The organism is Corynebacterium sp. SCR221107 (genome assembly GCF_027886475.1).
GTDB lineage: Bacteria > Actinomycetota > Actinomycetes > Mycobacteriales > Mycobacteriaceae > Corynebacterium.
Genome location: NZ_CP115670.1, coordinates 604,113 through 627,185 on the forward strand (window position 1 = coordinate 604,113; position 23,073 = coordinate 627,185).

Genomic DNA, 23,073 nt, shown 5'->3' on the forward strand with positions numbered 1-23,073 from the left:
GCGGTGCGACCTTTTAGCAAGGCGCGGTGGAGAGTGTTTCTCATGGCTGCTCGGATAAGCGCTGTCATTTAATAATTGAAAACCCTAGCCTAGTCTGTTCTAAATGTACAGCTTAGTCTACAGATTCCTTCAAATGGGATAGAACTAGTGTACTAATATGGGGGCTTATGGACTGGAGTAGTGGGTATCTTGGCGGCCCCAAGGGGGCGCCATTGAGCTGGAAGAAGCTCGAAAAAGTGCTCTCTGGCAAGCCGACGGCGCCTCTTGTCCCCGTTGATCATATCCCGGCTAGAGGAAGTGCTGGTGCCGGCGTTGGGGGCGATCGAGGGAATATTCGAATAAATGCGAACCGGCCATATTGTGAACTCCACGCGGCAGGAAGCTATCACTTCTTACGCGGCGCCTCAGAACCTGAAGACATGGTGGCAGCAGCGCAAGCTTGCGGGCACGTCGGCTTGGCGCTACTGGATCGCGACGGCTTCTACGGCGCGGTCGCCTTCGCTGAAGCTGCTATCGGTAATGACGCCACGCACAGTAACCCCCAAGGTGACAGTCCGGACAACGGCGCGCAGGAGACGTCGGCAAGCATGCACGACGTGGCACACGCCGGGATACCCTGCGCCCCGACCAATGCGATCAAGACGATCTTCGGCGCAGAACTGACGCTCGAGGCGGGAATCTTACCGGTGCTTTGCCGCGGGCCGGAAGGGTACCGGCGTCTCAGCCGAGCGATATCGGCTGCGCGGATGGCAAGCGGGGAAAAGGATCGCGCACTCTACCCGCCGCTGGAACAACTAGCCGCAGCCGCCGACGGAACCTGGCTCGTGCTCGCCGATCACACCTGGCTGCCACATCTGGACGAACTTTGTGAGGCCTTCGGTACCAACGTGGTCCTCGAATACGTGCTTGCGCAGGATCCACTCGATGCCGATCACTTCGACGATCTCGATGCGGCGCGGGCCAAGCACGGTATACGCGCCATCGTTACCACTAGGGCAACAAGTGCGACGAAGCAGGGCAGCCACCTTGCTGCTGCCAAACAAGCACTCGCGCTGCAACAATCGCTTGCCGACGCCAACCCCGAACTGCCACCGATGCCGTCTTGGCTGCGCCCGGGAGAGCTGATTGCCCGACAGCTTGGGCACCGCGACTACCTCGTCGATGCCACGGTAGACATCGCCGAGGAATGCGCCTTCGAATTGTCACTAGTGGTACCGAAACTACCGAACTGGGACGTGCCCGAAGGATACAGCGAGCAAACCTGGCTCGAGCATCTGGTATGGCAGCGTTTCGACGTCCGCTACCATAGCCGCAGCAAAGAGGTAACTGCCAAGGCCAGGGCACAGGCCGAGCACGAGCTCGCCGTCATCGACAAACTTGGCTTCCCGGGATATTTCCTCATCGTCGACGACATCGTCGGATTTGCCAAGAAAGCCAATATCCTCTGCCAAGGCCGGGGGTCGGCGGCCAATTCCGTGGTTTGCTTTGTGCTGGGGATTACCAATGCCGAACCGATCAGCGCGGGGCTGCTCTTCGAGCGCTTCTTGTCGCCCGAGCGTGAGGGGGCGCCGGACATCGATCTCGACATCGAGTCTGGGCGGCGGGAGGAGGTGATCCAATATGTCTACGGCCGGTACGGGCGTGAGAATGCGGCTCAGGTCGCTAACGTCATTACGTATAGAACAAAAGGCGCCATCCGCGATGCCGCCCGGGCACTGGGCTACCCGCAAGGGGCTGCCGACGGGTGGTCCAAAGGCCTTGACGAGCCACCGAGCGCTGTTACCGAGCTCGCCACGGAGTTCCTAGGCCAACCTCGCCACCTCGGAATCCATTCTGGCGGCATGGTCATCTGCGACCGTCCCATCGCCGAGGTTGTGCCGACCGAGTGGGCGCGCATGGAAAATCGCAGCGTCGTCCAATGGGACAAGGAAGGATGCGCCTCGGCGGGGCTGGTGAAGTTTGATCTTCTCGGACTGGGCATGCTCGAGGCGCTGCATCACATGATCGATCTCGTGGCCGAGACCGGTACCACGGTCAACCTATGGGAACTCGACATGGGGGAACCGGCGGTCTACGAAATGTTGTCCAAAGGCGATGCCATCGGAGTGTTCCAGGTAGAGTCTCGTGCCCAGCTCAATACGCTGCCAAGGCTCAAGCCCACCTGCTTTTACGACCTCGTCATTGAGGTTGCACTCATCCGCCCGGGGCCGATTCAGGGTGGGTCGGTGCACCCGTATTTGCGCCGTCGTGACGGAAAGGAGGAGATCACCTTCGAGCATCCGGTGCTAGAAAAGCCGTTGGCGAAGACGCTAGGCGTACCGCTATTTCAGGAACAGCTCATGCAAATTGCCGTCGACGCGGCCGGGTTTAGCGGCGGCGAGGCCGATGAGCTGCGCCGTGCGATGGGCTCGAAGCGTTCGGCACGCAAGATGGCGGCCCTGCGTGAACGCTTCTACGCCGGGCTGCGCTCCAACGATATCGAGGGACAAGTCGCCGATGCGCTGTGGAACAAGATTGTGGCATTTGCCGCCTACGGTTTCCCGGAGTCTCATTCGCAGTCGTTTGCGTCACTGGTCTTTTTTTCCGCGTGGTTTAAGCTGCATTATCCGGCCCAGTTTTGCGTTGGTTTACTGCGTGCTCAACCGATGGGGTTTTATTCCCCACAGTCGTTGCTTGCCGACGCCAGGCGACACGGGGTTGAGGTTTTGCCGATCGACGTCAACGTGTCACAGGTCGAGGCCACCATCGAAAACGGTGCGATCCGGTTGGGGCTCAACCTCGTCAAGGGGCTAGGCAACCTCGAGGCGATCGTCGAAGGCCAGCCTTATACGGATATCGGGGATCTTGCACGACGGGCAGGCCTTAGCGTCAACCATGTCGAGGCTTTGGCGCGCGCGGGTGCGCTTGAGTGCTTCGGCGTTGATCGTCGGCAAGCATTATGGCAAGCCGGTGTGGCCGCGACCGAACATGCCAACATGTTGCCGGGACTATCGGTAGTGAAGGCACCGACACTTCCCGGAATGAACGCATTTGAGCTTATGGTCACCGACATTGCTGCCACCGGGGTCACACACGATACGCATCCCATGGCGCGGCTTCGGGCAGGGCTACGCGGACGCGGGATACTCACGGGCGCGGAGCTACGTGAGGTGCCCGATGGGTCGCGGGTCTACGTTGCAGGCGTTGTGACTCACCGCCAACGCCCAGCCACCGCCAGCGGCGTGACGTTTTTCGGCATGGAAGACGAAACCGGCCTCATCAATATCGTTGTCTCTGTCGGACTATGGAACCGGCAAAAAAAGCTTGCTCGCACCGCCAAGTCGCTGCTTGTGCGCGGAATAGTACGCAACGCCAACGGGGTAGCACAGGTCGAGGCGGATCGTCTGGACCCGCTGCCAATCGCGAAGTGGCTTGCACAAGGAACAAGCCAAGGCTCGCGTGACTTCCGATGACAAGGCCTGTCTGTCCGAACCAGCGGAAGCATATGGGCAAAGGGATACCGGTAAGAATTAAAGTGCCGGAAGAATCGGCTAAACCGCGCCGGGAAATCCCAGCTGGCGCCAAGCCTCATAGGTAGCGACTGCCGCGGCGTTAGACAGATTCATCGAGCGCCGGCCGGCCAACATAGGAATGCGCAACTGCTCGGTGATCCGAGGATGATGGAGTGCATGGTCATCGAGGCCGGTAGGCTCCGTACCAAAAAGAAGCGCGTCACCTGCTTGGTATTCAAACTCAGTATAAAAAGTGGACGAGTGGGCCGTAAAAGCAAACACGCGACCAGGGATAACAGCAAGGCAAGCGTCGAGATTGTCGTGGACGGTGACCTCAGCGAGGTCGTGATAGTCCAGGCCGGCGCGACGCAAATTCTTTTCCTCCAAGTTAAAACCCAAAGGGCCGGCGAGGTGGAGGTGCGCACCGGTACCTGCACACATCCGGATGGCATTGCCGGTATTCGGCGGGATGACGGGCTGGTCGAAAATCACGTGGAGGATGGACATGGAGTCGATTCTAAGACGGGAAGTTGTGGGCTGAGGTGACGAGGGATGCGCAACGTCATTACGGATAGTGGAATAATGTCACCTATGACTGCGATCAAACTGGACGGAAATCTGTATCGGGATGAGATCTTTGCTGATCTTGCCACCCGAGTTGCCAATTTGAAGGAAAAAGGAATCGTCCCTGGGCTTGCCACCGTTCTCGTGGGCGACGACCCAGCAAGCCACTCCTATGTAAAGATGAAGCACCGCGACTGTGAACAGATCGGCGTGCGTTCCATTCGTAAGGATCTTCCTGGCGATATCACCCAGGAAGAACTGCACAAGGTCATTGACGAGCTCAATGCCGATCCGGAATGCACCGGATACATCGTTCAGCTTCCGCTGCCAAAACACCTCGATGAAAATGCTGTGCTCGAACGCATCGATCCGTCCAAGGACGCCGATGGCTTGCACCCAGTCAACCTCGGCAAGCTGGTCCTCAACGAGCCTGCCCCCCTACCGTGCACACCAAACGGTGCCATCCACTTGCTGCGCCGTTTTGGCGTCGAGCTCGATGGAAAGAAAGTTGTAGTGATTGGTCGAGGCGTGACTGTCGGGCGCCCCATCGGATTGATGCTCACCCGGCGTTCTGAAAATGCAACCGTCACCCTTTGCCACACGGGCACCAAGGATCTCAAGGCAGAGACCCTACAAGCGGACGTCATTGTCGCTGCCGCTGGCAAGGGCCACATGCTCACCGCCGACATGGTCAAACCGGGCGCAGCCATCCTGGATGTCGGAGTTTCGCGTGTCGACGGCAAACTTGTCGGCGATGTACACCCCGACGTGTGGGACGTCGCGGGGTACGTGTCCCCGAACCCCGGTGGCGTGGGCCCGCTGACACGCGCCTTCTTGGTGCGCAACGTTGTTGAACGCGCCGAGCAAACTCTTGGATAAAGCGGCGAACCTTCCAAAGGCGGCGTTGGATAACCCTCACGACCGAAACTTGTCACCATCGAAGCTGCCGCAGCGGGCGCAGTGGGCGATGATGGCACTGTTTGTTATGTCGATGGGGATCTCAACCGTGTTTGCGTTCACGGAGCACTGGCGACGTGCAACGTTCGTACTTGGCATGGCTTTGCTGTGGCTGTCGATCGTGCGCTGGACCTGTGATTCGAAAACGCTAGGAGTACTGTCTGTCCGTTCCCGCAACTTTGACACGGCGTTTACTGGAGTTATGGGTGCTGCCATCGTCTTCCTCGCAGCCTCGGTAGACCCATTGGGGAGCTGACCGTACCGACAGCAAACCCTCTGGGTAGCCCATTTACCAACATACCCATTCACCACAGCACTAATACCCGCCTGTGCCGAATGCACAGACGGGTGTCAGGTTGTCGCAGGTGTACGGAGGACTTGCCGATTGAAGGCTGTGGAACGAGTGGATGCCACCGAAGTGGTGCCACCGCGCCGCTACAAACGATTCTGCAAGGCACGCGTTGTTGAGCAACTTGGGTAATCGCTACCCAACTATTTCCGCCTAGATTTTCGCATCTTCGATGGCAGTACTTTTGGGAGTTGAGTGGGCGCCTTTCGCCTCTTCCAATAGCGAGAGCCTTACCCGGTCTTTGCTGTGCCCTTTTTGATTTGGTTTCCTCCCGAGGCTCCTTGATGCTTCTTTGAAGCTAAGGAAAGACAATTCATTCTTCGCAAAGCACCTGCCATTCGTATGCCTTAGGCCTTATCGCCGTTTGGATCGCCTAGGTGTCCTTGTCCTTTTGCGAAGCCTAGATACCCGTTGCCGCACGCTGTCCCTGGCGCCCGTAGGACTGTGCTGAGGATTCATCCTGAGCGGTCCTTGTAGCGTCATTTTCTTAAAAAGATGCAGGCGCGAAAACCCTCCCGTCCCCGCTGGACAGCATCCCACGCAGGGGCAGTCGTGACTTGGCAGACAGTGAGCAGATTGTCCTAGGGCGGTGCTTAAGGGTGCGGAATAAGCGTTAAATACCGTCGCAGTCGCCCCGGGGGTTACCTCAAAATGGCGTGGTTTCTGGGCCCCGATGGGTATCCGCCATTCTTGAAGCAGGGCGCAAGTCAGGCGGCATCAGGCGGCAAATCGCCCGGCGCTGACGTCCTGTTTTTCTCATGCGCCGATGGGTGCGCTGAGGAAGCACGGTTGGATGCGCGTCGACGTTCGGCGCGATCGGCGTAAACTTTGTTAACTGACTTGCCAGTGAAACGACGCGGGGCAGCTGGCCCATTGGGAAAGGTGGTCACCGTGGTGCCATCTTTGAAATGCCATTCGAGGACGCGCTCGCCCAGGTGGGCGTAATGGAAATTTTGTTCGGTTTTTAAGTTGTGGTGATATTTGCACAGGCAAAATAGGTTGCTGACCTCGGTCTTGCCGCCGAGGTTATACTCGACGCGGTGATCCATCTCGCAGTAGATCGCGGGTGCGTCGCAGTTGGGGAAGCGACAGTGGCCGTCGTAAAGCTCAACGGTAGTACGCATGCGTTCCGGGACCTGGTAGGCGTCGACGGAGGCGTCAACGTCAAGGGTGCGTTCAATTGCTGCCTCGCGAAAACGGGCGGCCTGGTCGTCGTCAAGCGGGCCGACGCCATTGAGAAATAGCACGCCGTCGCGGGTAAACGTGTTGTGTACGACCTTGATTTTCGAATGTGAGCGGATGCCGGCCAGCAAGGAATCTGCCAGATCAAGTTTGGCTGGTGTGCGGTTTTCTGCTCGCGCACGAGCGTGCTCTTGAGTGGTAATCCGGTGCAGCGACGTGTCCATGAATGCGCGCACCTCACGGGCCTCATCGTCGGGCAGATGGAAGCTAAAACGGGTAAAACCGGGCTCGCCGCGACGCACACTGGCAGTGCGCTTGGCCATGTCCTTCTTCTGTGCGACGGCTCCAGGATCGACCTGAAGCACCATTTCACGCACCCTTTTTGTGATCGTCTGTGCTTGCGGCAAGACCTCATTGGGTACGGTGGGCGTGAAAAATTCAACTAGCATGGCGTCGAGCGTTTTGCGCTTATCGACGTCGCGGACGCCGCACACCTGCTTCTCAATTGCCCGTAACCGTGTTGGGCACAAATGCTTCAGTTGCAACGCCAAAGCATGCAATTGTGGGAACGCGCGCAGCATGGTGCTCACGCGGAGATGATCGCGAGCCTCGCCTAAGGACTCTCCGCGGGCCGCGCTGAGGTAGGAAAGGAGTTCGCGCTCGGACATCTCCTCCGGAGGATGCCACGAACCCCACAGCTGCACATAGCGGTAATTGGTCTCCATCTTGTCGGAGGAAAAGCGGTCGCCACCATCGAGGTGCCGATAGTTATCCACGGTAGCTTGAGCCTGGTTGACAGGAGGGTTTTCTTGAAGATCCGTGGGCACCTCCGCGTGTGCTCCTCCCTTTTCCGGCTGTGACCTGGCCGGGGACGGGCGCGGGGTGGGTGAGTGGCGCGGATCTGTGTTGTCCTGGGTTGTTGTGTTTTTAGCTTGGGCTGAATCGAGATTATCTGCGCGGGAGCTATCGTCGGGGCAGCGTCCTGGGTGCTGACCTGATTCAGGGGAATTGGGGGTGAAAATAGCGTGGTCGATGTCCTGGCGGGGGTGGTGGGAATCCATAGGTGAAACCTTTCTGTTTGTTCGTCTACTTCCGCAGTCTTTGCTCATCACGCTTGACGCGGTGCTAAGGGCTGCCTCCTACTGCCAAGCATTACCGCCTAGTCACCGTTGTGTCTTCGCGATGCGCCGGTGCTCGTCGTTGACTTCGGTGACAATGCAAGTGACAACGCCGCCGAAAGAAACCGCTGGAGGACGCCCCAAGATGAGCGCCGTGGGTTGGTCACTGCTGATAAAAGACGAGACAATACTGTTTTCGGTTCCCCAATGATCCAAAGGGAACAAATTTTCGAATACGGGGGTAGGGTGATTGGGTTTGGCGGAAAACCGGACTTCGACGAAGCGAATAGGGATAGGTGAGTCGTTCTCGAGGCTTAGCGCTATTGAGGGGGCAATCTTCGATGCACTGACACATGGCAACCACACGGTCGAACCACTACTGCGCCTACTGGCACGAAGGGCGGTAGATACGCGAGGGGGCGATAGATAGCTGAAAAACTCCACCTTTTCGGAAGGCGAGGCCAGTCGTTTACGCCATCGGTTAAAAATCCCGCAAGGGGGTTAGCAACTAACAGTCGTGGAATCCCCCCATGGAGCACAGATCTGCCGGGCAAGGGGAATGTGCGCATCTTTTGACTACTTCAGAGGAACCCGGTCTTGGTGTTGCTCAATGGCAGGAAAAGACTCCAATTTTACGACAAGCATAATGGGCTCGACTTGAGTCGAGGATTCCTCGACAACCGGAGGTCCTCTTGCCTAAAATACTTGTGGCTGCAAGTGGGTTGCGTTAAAAAATGATAGACGGCTGTCATCGCTCGCGCTGTATCGTCAGGCGCGTTCGCTTCGTCGTTTCCCAATAAGCCCTCCACGGGTTTAGTCCTGCCTTTTGTTGATCCGGAGGCTAGTGGCGCGTGTGCCCCTGACCCGATTCGCTTCTTACGGATCATGGCGCGGCGGTGACAACTTGCCAAAGAGTCAAGGAACGCACCTGAGAATTTCCGGCGGAAATATCGGTGACGATTGCCTGCCGGGCCGGCTATATGGAGAACTCAATAGTGTCGGCGGCGTCAGTACCACTAGCCAACGTCAAAAAGTGGCGAATAATGCGGTCCATCTGCCGCGCCTCTGTAAGGAACGCATCGTGGCCGACCGGGGAGGAGATTTTCGCCATCGCGAGGAGGTTTCCAATATTACGAGAAAGGTGCTCTTGCTGGTGGTAAGGGTAAAGAATGTCCGTATCTACGCCAGCGACCATCGTAGGCACCTTGCAGGAAGCCAGGGCTTTGTTCAACCCGCCTCGACCACGGCCAATATCGTGGCGATTGAGCGCCTCGGTAAGCGTGACATAGGAGCCGGCGTCGAAACGCTCCGTGAGTTTGTATCCCTGATAATCAAGGTAGCTTTGTACTGCGAAACGCTGCTTGTTGCTGCGGAAGGGGCCAAGTGGATTCTCCCCGGCTTGTGCTTGGGTCCCGAAGCGTTCATCGATTTCTAGTTCACCGCGGTAGGTCAGATGCGCAATGCGGCGTGCAGCGGCGAGCCCTTCGGTCGGTGGTTGGGAATCGTAGTAATCGCCCCCATTCCAATGCGGGTCGCGCTCGATGGCCGAAATTTGGGCTGTTTGGATGCCGATTTGCCATGCCGAAGCGCGGGCAGAGACGGCGATGACGAAGGCGGCGTCGAGCATGTCTGGGTACTTGAGTGCCCATTCAAGTGTGCGGGCACCACCCATGGAGCCGCCTATGACAGCGTGAAGGTGCGTGATGCCGATGGCGTGGAGGAAAGCCCATTCGGCATCGACCTGGTCGCGGATGGAGATAGCAGGGAAGCGGGAGCCATAAGCAGCACCGTCAGTACTGATAGAACTCGGCCCCGTCGAACCCTTGCAGCCACCGAGCACGTTGGTGCAAACAATGCAGTAGACATCGGTGTCGAGCGCCAGGCCTGGCCCGATTACTCCCGACCACCATTCGGCTGCGTTGGAATCACCGGTCAAGGCATGTTCGATGAGAATGACGTTGTCGTCTTTGAGCTCGCCCCAGGCCTGGTAGGCGATGGTGACGTTCGAGATCGTGGCGCCGGCCTCGGTGGTGAAGTCGCCGATAGAGACCGTGCTGAGCGCTCCAGAAGTGTCCATTGACGGTTGTCCCTCCCGTTGTTTCAAATGCTCAACATCCTACCTGTACCGCTCGGTCTAGTCTATTTCGAGGACCTTCTGCGTTGAGGTAGTACGTCTTGTTTCGCTTTCCTTGCGCGGTGTTTCGTTTGCTTTCCGACGCCCACAGGCTTCCATGCACGTCTCGCCCTTTTCCCGGACGTCTTCCCTGAATTACCTACTTGCGACTCATGGGGTGCAAGCAAGCCCCGTCCGACTATACGTACAGACGGGGCTAACCGAAGCCACCCACAGCCGGGTGGTACTAGCGGTACTTAAATGGCGTCTAGACCGCGCTGCAGGTCGGCGAGGATATCGTTGATGTCCTCAATACCCACGGATAGACGAATGGTGGACTGCGTGATGCCGGCACGCTCAAGTCCGTGCTCATCGGACTGCGAGTGGGTGGTGGAGGCCGGGTGCACCACCAGCGAGCGTACGTCGCCAATGTTGGCCAGGTTGGAGTGCAGCTTGAGGGCGTCGATAAAGCGCCAGGCCTCATCCTTGCCGCCGACGACGTCGAAGGACAACACCGAGCCGGTGTAGTCCAGACCCAGCTTCTGCTTGGTTGCATACCATGGGGAGGATTCAAGGCCTGCGTAGTTGACCTTGGCTACCTTGTCGCTGGCGTCGAGGAATTCGGCGACCTTGGCGGCATTTTCGTTGTGGCGAACTACGCGCAGGCTCAAGGTATCGAGGCCTTGGACGGTGACCCATGCGTTGAACGGGGACAGGGTTGCACCGGTGTCGCGCAGCAGACCAACGCGGGCCTTGAGGCCGAAGGCGGCGGGGCCGAGATCGGCGTACTTCAGACCGTGGTAAGCCGGGTCCGGGGTGACGAAGTAAGGGAACAGCGGCTTGCCGTCGCGCTCGACGGTCCAGTCGAAGGTGCCACCGTCGACGAGGATACCGCCGATGCCGGAGCCATTTCCGGTGTAGAACTTGGTCAGGGAGGCTACGACGATATCGGCGCCGAGCTCTAGGGGGCGCACGAGTGCTGCGGTGGCGATGGTGTTGTCCACGATCAGCGGAGCATTGTTGCGGTGGGCGACTTCGGCAACCGCCGGGATGTCGAGGACATCGGCCTGAGGGTTGGCGAAGGTCTCTGCATAGAAAGCCTTGGTGTTCGGCTTGACGGCTGCTTGCCAAGAATCGAGATCGTCGGGGTCCTCGACGAAGGTGACCTCGATGCCCAAACGTGCGAGGGTGACCTGGAACAGGGTTTCGGTGCCGCCGTAAAGGCGCGGGGAGGTAACGATGTGATCGCCGGCGCCGGCGAGATTGAGAATGGCTGCGGTCTCAGCGGCCTGGCCGGATGCGAAAGCGACGGCGTGGACGCCGCCTTCGAGGGAGGCGATGCGGTTTTCGAGGACCTCGGTGGTTGGGTTGGTCAGGCGCGAGTACACCGGGCCGGCGTCTTGAAGCGCAAAGCGGGCTTCGGCGTGCTCTGCGGAATCGAAAACATAAGAAGACGTCTGATAGATCGGAAGGTTGCGGGCGTTAAGGGTTCCATCGAGGCTCTGACCTGCGTGGATGGAACGGGTGGCCAGTGCCCAGTCGGCTGCACCGGAGTTATCGTACTTGGTGGTCATTTCTTTTTACCTTTCGTGAAAATTCTTGACAAGGGTGGCGGCTAGCATCGGCAATAGAGTGGTCAAGAGCCGGTGTGCGTCGTGCCTTGCGTCATGAATGCACGTTAGTCCTCAATTTCGAGACATGTAAACCAAGCGGTCTATATTTCTTTAAAAGGGCAGGTAAATACGGTAGGTAATTATATTCATCACCCATTCAGAGCGGTCTGTTTCGCGTAAGACCTGCCCGCCGGTAGGCGTCGGAAAGCAACGAGGCACGCGGGAGCGCTGGCGATACACGCTTATGCTTGCCGACGTCCACCGCTGCAAACTGCAACGTCCACTTTCTTGCTTTCGCGTTGCCGGGGAATGCGTGCCGTCATTACCGATAGCACCGCGCGACCTGCGCGCTGACGAAAAGAAACCTCCCGCCAACCCCGGCTTATCGCGCGGGGTGGCGGGAGGTCTATGCGTAAGGAAGGTGCTTACACTACTTCTTCAGGCCATCAATGATCTCGTTGAAGGCAGCGACCGGGCGCATGACCGCGGTGACCTTTGCTTCATTCGGTGCATAGTAGCCACCCAGATCGGCGGGTGCACCCTGGTTAGAAATCAGGCCTGCGGCGATCTCCTCGGACTTCTCATCCAGTGCCGCGGCAACCGGGGCAAAGACCTCGGCCAGCGCGGCGTCGGTGGTCTGCTTGGCCAGTTCCTCGGCCCAGAACTTGGTGAGGAAGAAGTGGGAGCCGCGGTTGTCGATCTCGCCCACCTTGCGGGACGGGGAGAGGTTCTCGTCGAGCAGGCGCTCGGTGGCGGCATCGAGGGCGTCGGCAAGCACGGCTGCGGCCGGCGCGTCCTCGGTGTTGGCGATGTGGCGCAGGGACTCGGCCAACGCCAAGAACTCGCCCAGGGAGTCCCAACGCAGGTGGTTTTCCTGCTCCACCTGCTGGACGTGCTTCGGCGCGGAACCGCCGGCACCGGTCTCGAACAGACCGCCGCCCGCCATCAGCGGAACGATGGACAGCATCTTGGCAGAGGTGCCAAGCTCCAGGATCGGGAACAGGTCGGTGTTGTAGTCACGCAGCACGTTGCCGGTGACGGAGATGGTGTCCTCGCCGCGGCGGATGCGCTCGATGGAGACCTTGGTGGCCTCGACCGGGGACATGATCTCGATGTCCAGGCCGGTGGTGTCGTGGTCGCCCAGGTACTTCTCCACCAGGGAGCGGATGTTGCGGTCATGGGCGCGCTCCGGGTCCAGCCAGAAGATGGTCTTCATGCCGGACAGGCGAGCACGGTTGACAGCCAGCTTGACCCAATCCTGAATCGGGGCGTCCTTGGTCTGGCAGGCGCGCCAGATGTCGCCAGCCTCGACGTCGTGCTCGATGAGCACCTCGCCGGCGGAGTTGACGACCTTCAAGGTACCGTCGGACGGCACCTTGAAGGTCTTGTCGTGGGAGCCGTACTCCTCGGCCTTCTGTGCCATCAGACCGACGTTCGGGACGGTGCCCATGGTGGCCGGGTCGAAAGCGCCGTTGGCCTTGCAGTCGTCGATGACGGCCTGGTAGATGCCTGCGTAGGAGGAATCCGGCAGCACGGCCAGGGTGTCTTGCTCCTCGCCTGCGGCGTTCCACATGTGGCCGGAGGTACGGATCATAGCCGGCATGGAGGCGTCGACGATGACGTCGGAAGGAACGTGCAGGTTGGTGATGCCCTTGTCGGAGTTGACCATGGCAACGGCCGGGCCCTCGGCAAGCTCGGCCTCGAAGGAAGCCTTGATCTCCGCGCCGTTGTCGAGCGCGTCGAGGCCGGCCAGGATGGCACCCAGGCCGTTTTCGCCGTTGAGGCCGGCGGCCAGCAGCTGCTCGCCGTAGGCGGCGAAGGTCTTATCGAAGAAGGCGCGCACGACGTGACCGAAGATGATCGGGTCGGAGACCTTCATCATGGTGGCCTTGAGGTGGGCGGAGAACAACACGCCCTCGGCAGCGGCGCGGGTGACCTGAGCAGCCAGGAACTCATCGAGTGCCTTGGCAGACATGTAGGTGCCGTCGATGACCTCACCCTCGAGAACCTTCAGGCCGTCCTTGAGGATCTCCTCGGTACCGTCGGCCTTGACCAGCTTGAAGGTCAAGGTGTCGGCGGCCGGCATGATGACGGACTTCTCGTTGTGACGGAAGTCGCCAGCGGTCATGGTGGCGACGTTGGTCTTGGAGTCGGCAGACCAGGCGCCCATGCGGTGCGGGTTCTTCTTGGCGAAGTTCTTCACGGCGATCGGTGCGCGGCGGTCAGAGTTGCCCTCGCGCAGAACCGGGTTGACGGCAGAGCCCTTGACTGCGTCGTAGCGGGCGCGAACGTCCTTTTCCTCATCGGTGGCCGGTGCATCCGGGTAATCCGGGAGCTTGTAGCCCTGGGACTGCAGCTCGGCGATGGCGGCCTTCAGCTGTGGGACGGATGCCGAGATGTTAGGCAGCTTGATGATGTTGGCCTCAGGAGTCTTGGCCAGTGCACCGAGCTCTGCAAGAGCGTCGGCGACCTTCTGCTCCTCGGTGAGGTAGTCCGGGAACTGAGACAGGATACGACCGGCGAGGGAAATATCGCGGGTCTCGACCTCGATACCAGCGGTGGAGGCGAATGCCTCGACGACTGGCTTGAGGGAGTAGGTAGCAAGTAGTGGGGCCTCGTCGGTGCGAGTCCAAATGATCTTTGCCATGAGTCTCCTCAACAAATTCGCTTCAAGTACAACTGTCTAGAATACCGCCTATTGAGGGTAAAACCCGCATGGTCATGCGAAAACCCCCTTTATGCAGCCGTTTGGGGGCGCGGGTAATGGGGGTAAAACAGTACGCTTGTCCTATTTTGAGCCGTTTCTGTCCTCTCAGACGGCCGGCCGTGGCGCCTGCATGAAATCCCGGGTGGGTGCCTGTCATACCTCGGTCGGGATCTTTCCTGTCGCTTTCTTGCTTTGCGACGGCCAGAGGTTGCTATGCGTAAAGACGCTACGTCTATTACCGCTGCGATGAAATGACCTTGGTGCGTGCGCGCGGTGGTCGTCGTAAAGCAAAAGCAACCGCCCACACTGCAATCGCAATGCTGCCTAGGGCCGCGCCAGCCAGCGCCGGGGCGGCGTACCCGAAACCGGCCGCGATAACGACACCACCCAAGGCCGCACCGGAGGCGTTGGCGATATTCAGCGCCGAATGATTAAGTGCAGCCGCCAACGTCTGCGCCCGCCCGGCCACATCCATGAGTCGTATCTGTAGGGAAGGCACCAAAGTAGACCCCGAAGCGCCGATGAGCCCGAAATTGATTAACGCTGGAATCGGATGCGAGGAGGTGAAGTAGAAAGAAACCAACGTGATCACGATGGCGCACAAGGCCGCACAGATCCCCAACTCCAGGTTCCAGTCCGACAAACGGCCACCCACCCAGTTTCCAGCCACCATGCCCACTCCGTACGACATCAACACCAGCCACATGTAATCCGCGCTTAAACCGGCACGCTCAGTCATCGTCCACGAAATATAGGTATAGACGGCAAACATGCCTCCAAATCCCACCGCGCCAATCGCCAGCGACAACCACACCTGCACCTTGGTGAGCGCGCCCAGTTCCGTCAGTGGGGAAGTAGGGGCCATCAACGACATATGAGGCATAAGAAAACACAGCGACACCAGCGTGATCAGCCCGATGGCGGCCACCAAAACATACGCCGCGTGCCAGCCCACATGCTGACCCAGCGCCTGAGCCACGGGCACACCGACGACCGTCGCCAGCGGCAAACCCATGCCGACGAAGGCCATCGCCCGGCCACGCTGCCCAGCCGGGGCCATCGAGGCCACCGCGAGCCCCGACACGGAGAAATACGCCCCATGGGGAATACCGGCGATAAAGCGCGCCCCCAGCAAGAGCCCATAAGAATTGGCGAAAACACTCAAGCCATTACCGACGGTAAACGCCGCCATAAGGATCAGCAAAAGCCGACGGCGCGGTATGCGCCCGGTCAGTGCCGCAATCAGCGGTGCGCCAATGACAACCCCCAAGGCATAGGAGGTAATGACATGTCCTGCGACATCCTCGGTGATGGCGAAGTCTTTGGCGATGAGCGACAACAATCCCATTGAGACGAATTCCGTTATCCCGATGCCGAACCCGCCCAAGGCAAGAGCGATCATCGTGATCACCCGCCGGGAATTGGAAATTTCCGTCTGGCGCGGAATCGGGCGCCTTTTGGCGGCAAAACCTGTCGGCGCCGAAACCGAGTTTGAACCGGGGCGGGTTAAGTTCGCACCTTCGTTGGGGGCTGAATGTGAGTCGTTTTCAAAACTAGGGGTCATTTTTGGCACGAGTGCCCACCCTAGTCGCAGGGTGCTAGGCCTGTAAAAATCCGTCTCACCGCTTAAGCATTCAGTGTTAGCGTTCGGTCTTAGCATTCAGACCCCGAAAGTCGTGCAAACAACATCGTGCAAACGCAGAGACCTCGAAATGATCGGTCGCTTTAGGAATGAAAAGGACGCGAAAAGGACACGGGGTTTCTATTGGTAATGACGATGCCTCTACTATGAACCCATGCAAATTACGACCGTGAACGTCAATGGAATCCGCGCTGCTGTCAAGCAACGCAGCGAGCACAACGTAGGTTTCTTGCCGTGGCTGCAGGCCTCCGGATCGGACATCGTCTTGCTGCAAGAAGTCCGCGCCAGCGAGAAGGACTCGCTAGCAGCGCTCGCGCCAGCACTCGATGCCGGCTGGCACTATGTCGGCGCCCCCGCTGCGGCCAAGGGGCGCGCCGGGGTCGGAATCTTGTCGCGCACCCCGCTTACCGGCGTCACGATCGGCATTGATGGTTTCGAAGACTCGGGGCGCTTCATCGCAGGTACCTACGATGACCACGGCCAACCGGTCGTGGTGGCTTCGCTGTACCTGCCGTCGGGAAGCGCGGGCACGGACAAGCAGGATGAAAAGTACGCCTTCTTGGATTCTTTCGAGAATTATCTAGAAGTCGAAGGATCCAAGCAACAACAAATGGTCATCGGCGGGGACTGGAATATTTGCCACCGGGAGCAGGACCTGAAGAATTATAAGACCAACCGCACCAAGTCCGGATTCTTACCCGATGAGCGGGAGTTCATGGATGCCGTCTTCGGATCCTTTCCCGATGAGAAAGCTCAGCCCAAAGACGGTGGGGCCTGGGCCGGGGCCGTAGCCTACTCAAGCGACAAGCGCCGTGTGCAAGCCGCCGACCCGAAGTGGTTCGATGCGGTGCGCCGGCTGGAACCGGAATCAGAGATCTACACATGGTGGACCTATCGCGGTCAAGCCTTTGCCAACAATGCCGGGTGGCGCATCGACTACCAGGCGGTCACCGCCCAACTTCTGGCTCGTGCGCAACAGACGTGGGTGGACAAGGTCTCAGGCCACGACATGCGCTGGAGTGATCACGCCCCGGTCACCGTCGTCTACAACTAACGCCACCGGAGACTGTGTGGATACAGCGCGGACACAGCGCGGTGGCACTGCCGCTTGCCTTGAGAGCCCCTCAATGGGCGGGAGACCCCCACAATGTCCACTTTTGTTTAAATTTCCGAGAAAAATCGGGTATATTGAGGCCGGTTCATCAATTGCCGACGAAAGTCTGCGGAGTCGGCACGGTAGGTGTAAGTGGCCTGCCCCATCTTTCTTAGGAGCAATGCATGCGTGTTAAGGGAATGATCCTCCTCATTTTGGGTGTCGTACTGGTTGCAGTTTCTTTCCTGCTGCTGGGTGATCACGACGTCAAGGCAATCATCGGCGCACTGGTCATGGCCTTGGGCGGCGCCTCGCTGCTGGGAGCTTTGGTAGAGCTGTTCGGCGAGAAGCCACGCATGCAGTAGTTGTGACCGATAGGCCAGAGTCCGAAAGGGCTCTGGCCTTTTTTCATATCCTTATCGCCTTTCGTTGCATTGGTGCTTTCCGACGTTCGCAGCCTGGCATAGCGCGGGCGTGGATAACGCCCTATCACGGGCAGTCGTCGGTGTGCGGCCCGCGGTGAACGTCGGCAAGCATAACGATGTTGCCATCAAGGGCGCGCCCTCGTGCATACGTCAAATCATCGGGGCGGCTGCGTTTGCACTATCGGTACTGACGGCACTGCTAGGCGGTACCGCTAGATCCAACGGCTAGACTAAGCAACTATGACTGACACGACGGAAAAGAAGCAACGCGTCCTCTCTGGCATCCAACCCACCGCGGACTCCTACCACCTTGGCAATTACCTTGGAGCCCTGAAGCAGTGGATTGATCTGCAAGATACCTTTGATGCTTTCTACTTCATCCCGGACCTGCATGCCATCACCGTCGACCAAGACCCGAAGGAGCTGCGCGCCCGTACCATCGGCGGCGCCGCCCAGCTGCTAGCGCTGGGTATCGACCCGGAGCGATCCACCTTGTTCGTTCAGTCGCACGTGCCCGAACACGCCGAGCTGGGATGGGTACTGACGTGTCTGACCGGTTTCGGTGAGGCCAGCCGCATGACCCAGTTCAAGGACAAGTCGGCCAAGCGGGGTGCCGACCGCACCTCCGCGGGCCTGTTTGCCTACCCCATGCTGATGGCCGCTGATATCTTGCTCTACCGTCCGCAGCTGGTGCCGGTGGGGGAGGATCAGCGTCAGCACCTTGAGCTTACCCGCACCCTCGCCGAGCGCTTCAATTCCCGCTACAAGAAGACCTTCGTCGTCCCGGAAGGCTTTATCCCGCAGGGCGCTGCCAAGATCTACGACCTGCAAGAGCCGACCTCAAAGATGAGCAAGTCCACCGATAATCCCAAAGGACTGATCAGCTTGCTCGATGATCCCAAGGTCTCGGCCAAGCGCATCAAATCCGCCGTGACCGACAATGACGGCGAGATCCGTTATGACAAGGAAAACAAGCCGGGCGTGTCCAACCTTCTGGTCATCCAGTCCGCGCTGACCGGCAAGAGCATTGATTCGCTTGTCGACGGCTACGCCGGCGTCGGTTACGGTGCGCTTAAGACAGACACCGCCGACGCGCTCGAGGCTTTTGTCACCCCGTTGAAGCAAAAGTACGACATGTACATGTCCGACCGTGCCGAGCTTGAAAACGTGCTCGCCAAGGGTGCCGAGCGCGCCCGCGAGGTCGCCTCTCGTACGCTTGCCGACGTTTACGAGCGCGTTGGTTTCTTGCCCCCGAAGCGCTAAAGGGCTTTCCTTCCCGCCGGTGTTTTCTCTGCGTTGCTTCATTACGTATAGAAGACGCCGGCGGTTTTTCGCGCCTTCGTGCGCCCAATGCTTCACCAGTTGGTCCGGATCGCAGCGCGTGGCCAGTAAACGTGCAAAGGCTTACGCCACCCCTCCAATGCTTACCCCCTTCGATTACCCCCAATGCCTACCCCTGTGAAGATGCAGGGGTGCTTGAGCCTTTTAGTCTTGGTAATCCTCAAAAGTTTGGGCCTCCATAAAAGGATATGCCTGATAAAGCAGGTGGTCAGTCGGGGGATTCTTACGCGAACCGGCGTTGGGTTGAGCTAGCAGTAATTGCCGTTCACTCAAGGGCATGGGTTTGGGGTGTAAAGCTGTGAGGTCAGCTAAATAAGAGTGGAATAAGAAATAGATTCGGCTCTTCAGCCAATTTTGCCTACGCTGGAATAGAGCAACTTGGAACGAATCGTGGTCTTGTTTTGCTTCGATCTGTGGGGACGCTACTTGTCTTTCGGCGTTGCACCCTGGTGCATAAATCGTACCCCACAGTCGAAAAGGCAAAGAGGCGTGGCGCGCAATCAGGTTGGTAACTTTCGTTCTCATGTCGTGTTCGACGCATCAGTGAAGCATACCCAGCGCTGAAATTGCCAGGAACCATTCTCGGCTAGAGCGATTCGATGAATACGGCGCAATGAAGAAATCCCGGCATCTTTCACCTTTGAGCGAGGACGAAATGGGTGAAGACACCCAAGGTTTGGTTGCCTTTCCTGTTTTTGCGGGTTCGATGCAGTCCAGTCTTGCTCCACCAACCAGACAAGGAGATCTTACGTGGCTACCACAACGTCCCCTCAGCCTTGGCGAATGGACGAGTTCGGCATCGAAAGGGCTACATCCGATTCCCCCACCAAGATGGAGCTATTTCGGATGAAACATCCTTGGTTCGATCATGTGATGCGTGCCTGGGATCGCTATAAGCAACGAGGCGGCGACCAATACGCCGCCGGCATCACCTATTTTTCTGTGTTGTCGCTGTTTCCCCTTCTCATGCTGGTGTTCGCGGTGGCTGCGATGGTCTTGGCTTCGCGCCCGGAGTTGTTGGAATACATTCAGTCCCAAATCTCCTCCAGCGTCGATGATGCCTTGGCCGAGACCATCAACACGGTCATCGACACGGCGATTGATCAGGCCGGCACCGTTGCAGGAATCGGTGGACTCACTGCCTTATGGTCGGGACTGGGGTGGATCAACAACTTGCGCTACGGCGTATCGAAGATGTGGATGTACCCCGCCATTGGCAATAATCTTTTCCTGACCAAGCTCAAGGATTTGGGCGTGCTGATTGGTTTGTTTGTCGTGCTCGTAGTGGCATTTGCCGTGACCGCCGTGGGCAGTTCGGGGTTGACGTGGCGATTGATCGAGCTGGTCAATCTTGATCATGTTCCCGGGATTTCGGTCATGACTTTTGTCGTGGCGGTCGTTGTGGGCTTGCTGGCCAATTTCGTGATGTTTTGGTGGATGCTCTCATCCCTTCCGCGCGGGCAGGTGCCACTTCGCTCGGGTCTACAGGCTGCGGTGATCGGTGCTTTTGCCTTTGAGATTCTCAAGCAAATTGGTTCGATGTTTTTTTCCTCGGCGTTGCAAAACCCGGCCGGTGTCACATTCGGCCCGATCATCGGCATCATGGTGCTGTTCTACATCGTGTGGCGGATTACGTTGATGTGCTCTGCCTGGGCGGCAACCACTGAGGAATCCTTGGCGATCGCAACTCAGCCCGCGCCACCTCCGGCGGTGATCAATGTGCGCGGTCAGCAGCCGCCGCGTCGTCGGGAAAAGTCAGGTTTGTTGCCGGTGGTGGGAGTGGGAGCCTTGGTGGGCGCGGTCGTCTCGCTGTGGCGGCGCTAGCCAGCGGAGCGATTGATCACGGCAGGTTTATCTTTTTGCTTTCCGACGGTCTGCATGGTGGTCGCCTTTCGCTGGCACCTTTTTCAGAGCTATTCGTAGCTTCACGACGCAATACTGCCGGTGGGAATCGCCTAGGACTTTTGGTGTTTGCCGTGGTGTTTACGGGACTGTCGAGCCCCACCGGCCAAAAGAACAACCCCGACAATCCCAACGATGGCGGCGAGAAGGAAAACCCCTGCGCTTAGATTTTTCCCACCGCCATCCTCCGCACGTTCATCAGCCACATTCATTGCGGTGGGTAGTTCGGTGGCGTCATTACCACTAGTGGCTTCGCCGGGGTGCGCGCTGACATCACGTCCTCTGAGGTTGCCAATAGCTCCTTGAGAGGCGTAGGCGGCCTCGATAAGTGCTTGAGCCTGTTTCCAGGCGCGCCCATCATCGATGGTGGTGTCGAGGATGACTGCGGCTAATCTTCGGCCACCGATATCCTTTGCACCGACGAAGGTATGGTGGGCGTCATCGGTGTAGCCGGTCTTGCCACCAATGCCGTCGGGATCGTTCATAAACAACCCATTGTCGTTCCATACTTCATAGGTTTCTTCTTGGCTTGGTCCGGGGAAGGTGACCTTTTCGGTGGCAAGCATGCGGGCAAAGGTTTCGTTTTCCCACGCGGCGGAGTAAAACACCGCTAGGTCACGGGCGGATGTCATCATTCCTGGAGCGTCGAGGCCGCTGTAGGAGGCGACGAACGTGTCGACTGCTCCAAGCGAGTGGGCTAGGGCTCGAACCTTTTCCAGCGCAACCTCGTCGCCTCCAAGCTCCGTGGCCAAGGCATGAGCTGCATCATTTCCGGAGTTGAGCAGCAAACCATATAGCAACTGTTCATTGGTATAGGTCAATCCTTCGCGAATACCCACGGCTGAGCCTTCTTGGTTTTGATCTTCGGCCGTCGCCACGTAGGTGTCGGACAAAGTGAGCTCGTTAAGGGCGACCATGGCAAGGAGCACCTTGATGACACTTGCTGGCCGATAGCGACCGTGTGGGTCCTTCGTTGAGATGACGTCGCCGGTGTCTATGTCGAAGACCATCCATGCCGCAGCGGTGTTTGCAGGAACCACGTAGTCGGCGGGTGCCGTGATGTCACAGCTTCCGTACTCGTTGACTACCGTTGGTGGGGGAGTAGGGGCTACTTGTCCTGGGGTAAGCGCCTCCGAGGTTGTCTCAGCTTCCGGTGGGTAGGTGGCCTGCGGACACTGTGAGGTATCGGGTGCTGTGGTTCGGGGTGCCGGATCGGCATGAGCGACGGCATAAATTGGGGCGGTGGATGATAGTGGCGCGTTCGTTACGCCTACTGTTACCGCAGGCAAGGCCGCAGCGGTTGCTGCAAGTGAGGCGATGGTCCGCCTGAGAGCCGGTGCCACGAAAACTCTCTCCTTCCCCTAAGACCACTTGTGTTGAGCGCTCGAATTCTCAAGCCTGAAAGCACCTTACACCCTGATTTCCGGGTGGCTGTCACCACACTGCCTTCCTGATAGCGCTCCTATACGTAATGACGGCACGGGTCCAGCGCATCCTAAAGCGATGCTCGCTTTAGGATGGGGGCATGAACGATACTCCCGACTCTCGTCCAGATTTCCGCCCGGAATTTAAGACGCTCGATGCGAGCGTGGTGACAGCACTGCCGAAGGTTGTGCTGTTTTCCCGGCAACCGATCGCCTCGCTTGCCGACGACAATGTGGTCTATGCGGAAGTGATCGTCGAACCTTCGGCGCTCGAGGGTGTGATGGATCAAGCTGTGGCAGCACCTTCTACCGTTGCAATTGTATTACGCTGCCATGAGACTGCCGATGTCGAGATCGTGGCCAACGATGCAACGGGTCTGCTGGTGGGAGCGATTACCGATTCCGCTGACGTCGCCGCCTTCGCGCGCGAGCGTTTCGTCGCCTGTGTCTTGGAATCCTCGCTTGAGGAACAACTAGCGGTAGCGTCACCGCGTATAGTGCGCCCGCTTTCGCTTTTCGACGACATCCGCATCGATTCCGAAGGCGAAATTGAGCTGGGGGCCCGAGCAGCGTGGGTGCGAGACCGCCAACTCCAAGTGGTCTGTGATCCGATTGCGGCTGTGGCCAATGGACACATCGATGAACTGGCGGACTACCCACTTGAACTCTTGCGCTCCCTCGGCTTCAAAGCCGTATGTGCAGGATTAGACACGTCATTACTGCTCGAGCTTTCTACCCACCTTGAGTTCGGCATTGAAGAGATCTATGAGCTGACCTTCGATGCGTTAGAAGGCTCGTTCCTTCCGGATCCTTTGCGCCGTAGGCTTGTCAGTGAACAACTCCTACCCGCCTTCGAAGCCTTTAGCGGTAATGACGATGCTCCCACAACTGCCCCCGAGCCGGAGCCGGAATCGCTTTCCGACGAGGACTTGGCAGGCATCGACCCCCTGCTACTCGAACAACTCGGTATCGATCCGCGCGATCTCCAACCGCGCGCATCCTCGCCCGCCGACGAGGACAAGCCCCACAGGTAATGCCTTAAAACCTGGGAACAACACCACGGGGACAACACGAAAGGGAAAACTTCAAAGCCCAAGCTTTCTCGACAAATGGAAAGCTTGGGCTTTGTTAACCGCTGTGCAAGTTCTCAGG

16 protein-coding genes are annotated in these 23,073 nt (G+C 58.6%); 9 read left to right on the top strand and 7 right to left on the bottom strand.

Annotated features, from left to right (window positions below):
• Nucleotides 1-167: 167 nt before the first annotated feature.
• Entirely contained in the window at nt 168-3,452 is a 3,285-nt protein-coding gene (locus PAB09_RS02860) for an error-prone DNA polymerase (RefSeq protein ID WP_271034576.1), read from the top strand.
• Between the two features lie 78 nt (nt 3,453-3,530).
• Here PAB09_RS02860 and PAB09_RS02865 read toward each other — a convergent pair whose 3' ends face one another.
• Nucleotides 3,531-3,998 (bottom strand): tRNA (cytidine(34)-2'-O)-methyltransferase, encoded by a 468-nt coding sequence (locus tag PAB09_RS02865; RefSeq protein WP_271034577.1) that lies wholly within the window; start codon nt 3,996-3,998, stop codon nt 3,531-3,533.
• An 84-nt stretch (nt 3,999-4,082) separates the two neighbouring features.
• On the opposite strand from PAB09_RS02865, the gene PAB09_RS02870 reads away from it, so the two are divergent.
• Together PAB09_RS02870 and PAB09_RS02875 are read left to right on the top strand one after the other, a co-directional pair.
• Nucleotides 4,083-4,934, top strand: a complete 852-nt coding sequence (locus tag PAB09_RS02870; protein WP_271034578.1) for a bifunctional methylenetetrahydrofolate dehydrogenase/methenyltetrahydrofolate cyclohydrolase — start codon at nt 4,083-4,085, stop codon at nt 4,932-4,934.
• Between the two features lie 49 nt (nt 4,935-4,983).
• A complete protein-coding gene (locus tag PAB09_RS02875; RefSeq protein ID WP_271034579.1) occupies nt 4,984-5,268 on the top strand; it encodes a DUF3017 domain-containing protein in 285 nt (94 codons plus the stop codon).
• An 800-nt stretch (nt 5,269-6,068) separates the two neighbouring features.
• Here PAB09_RS02875 and PAB09_RS02880 read toward each other — a convergent pair.
• The 5 genes from PAB09_RS02880 to PAB09_RS02900 all read right to left on the bottom strand — a co-directional run bounded on the left by PAB09_RS02880 (nt 6,069) and on the right by PAB09_RS02900 (nt 15,496).
• The gene (locus tag PAB09_RS02880; RefSeq protein ID WP_271034580.1) at nt 6,069-7,604 is read right to left on the bottom strand and encodes an HNH endonuclease signature motif containing protein; all 1,536 of its coding nucleotides are present in this window, start codon (nt 7,602-7,604) and stop codon (nt 6,069-6,071) included.
• Nucleotides 7,605-8,637: 1,033 nt separating this feature from the next.
• Nucleotides 8,638-9,738: a homoserine O-acetyltransferase MetX gene (metX, locus tag PAB09_RS02885; RefSeq protein WP_271034581.1), complete on the bottom strand. Its 1,101-nt coding sequence runs from the start codon at nt 9,736-9,738 to the stop codon at nt 8,638-8,640.
• A gap of 293 nt (nt 9,739-10,031) precedes the next feature.
• Entirely contained in the window at nt 10,032-11,348 is a 1,317-nt protein-coding gene (locus PAB09_RS02890) for an O-acetylhomoserine/O-acetylserine sulfhydrylase (protein WP_271034582.1), read from the bottom strand.
• A 469-nt stretch (nt 11,349-11,817) separates the two neighbouring features.
• Nucleotides 11,818-14,034 (bottom strand): NADP-dependent isocitrate dehydrogenase, encoded by a 2,217-nt coding sequence (locus PAB09_RS02895; protein WP_271034583.1) that lies wholly within the window; start codon nt 14,032-14,034, stop codon nt 11,818-11,820.
• Nucleotides 14,035-14,329: 295 nt separating this feature from the next.
• Entirely contained in the window at nt 14,330-15,496 is a 1,167-nt protein-coding gene (locus PAB09_RS02900) for an MFS transporter (protein ID WP_442873696.1), read from the bottom strand.
• On the opposite strand from PAB09_RS02900, the gene PAB09_RS02905 reads away from it, so the two are divergent.
• The 5 genes from PAB09_RS02905 to yhjD all read left to right on the top strand — a co-directional run bounded on the left by PAB09_RS02905 (nt 15,423) and on the right by yhjD (nt 20,419).
• A complete protein-coding gene (locus PAB09_RS02905) occupies nt 15,423-15,704 on the top strand; it encodes a hypothetical protein (RefSeq protein WP_271035412.1) in 282 nt (93 codons plus the stop codon). The two genes, PAB09_RS02900 and PAB09_RS02905, sit on opposite strands and share 74 nt — an antisense overlap.
• A gap of 186 nt (nt 15,705-15,890) precedes the next feature.
• Nucleotides 15,891-16,790 (top strand): exodeoxyribonuclease III, encoded by a 900-nt coding sequence (locus PAB09_RS02910; RefSeq protein ID WP_271034584.1) that lies wholly within the window; start codon nt 15,891-15,893, stop codon nt 16,788-16,790.
• Between the two features lie 224 nt (nt 16,791-17,014).
• Nucleotides 17,015-17,194, top strand: a complete 180-nt coding sequence (locus tag PAB09_RS02915) for a hypothetical protein (protein ID WP_271034585.1) — start codon at nt 17,015-17,017, stop codon at nt 17,192-17,194.
• A gap of 300 nt (nt 17,195-17,494) precedes the next feature.
• Complete coding sequence (gene trpS, locus PAB09_RS02920) at nt 17,495-18,517, top strand: tryptophan--tRNA ligase (RefSeq protein ID WP_271034586.1); 1,023 nt, start codon at nt 17,495-17,497, stop codon at nt 18,515-18,517.
• A gap of 828 nt (nt 18,518-19,345) precedes the next feature.
• Entirely contained in the window at nt 19,346-20,419 is a 1,074-nt protein-coding gene (gene yhjD, locus PAB09_RS02925; protein WP_271034587.1) for an inner membrane protein YhjD, read from the top strand.
• A gap of 131 nt (nt 20,420-20,550) precedes the next feature.
• Here the strand turns inward: yhjD and PAB09_RS02930 are convergent, their stop codons facing one another.
• Nucleotides 20,551-21,732 (bottom strand): D-alanyl-D-alanine carboxypeptidase family protein, encoded by a 1,182-nt coding sequence (locus PAB09_RS02930; protein WP_271035249.1) that lies wholly within the window; start codon nt 21,730-21,732, stop codon nt 20,551-20,553.
• Between the two features lie 290 nt (nt 21,733-22,022).
• On the opposite strand from PAB09_RS02930, the gene PAB09_RS02935 reads away from it, so the two are divergent.
• The gene (locus tag PAB09_RS02935; RefSeq protein ID WP_271034588.1) at nt 22,023-22,955 is read left to right on the top strand and encodes a hypothetical protein; all 933 of its coding nucleotides are present in this window, start codon (nt 22,023-22,025) and stop codon (nt 22,953-22,955) included.
• Nucleotides 22,956-23,073 lie beyond the last annotated feature (118 nt).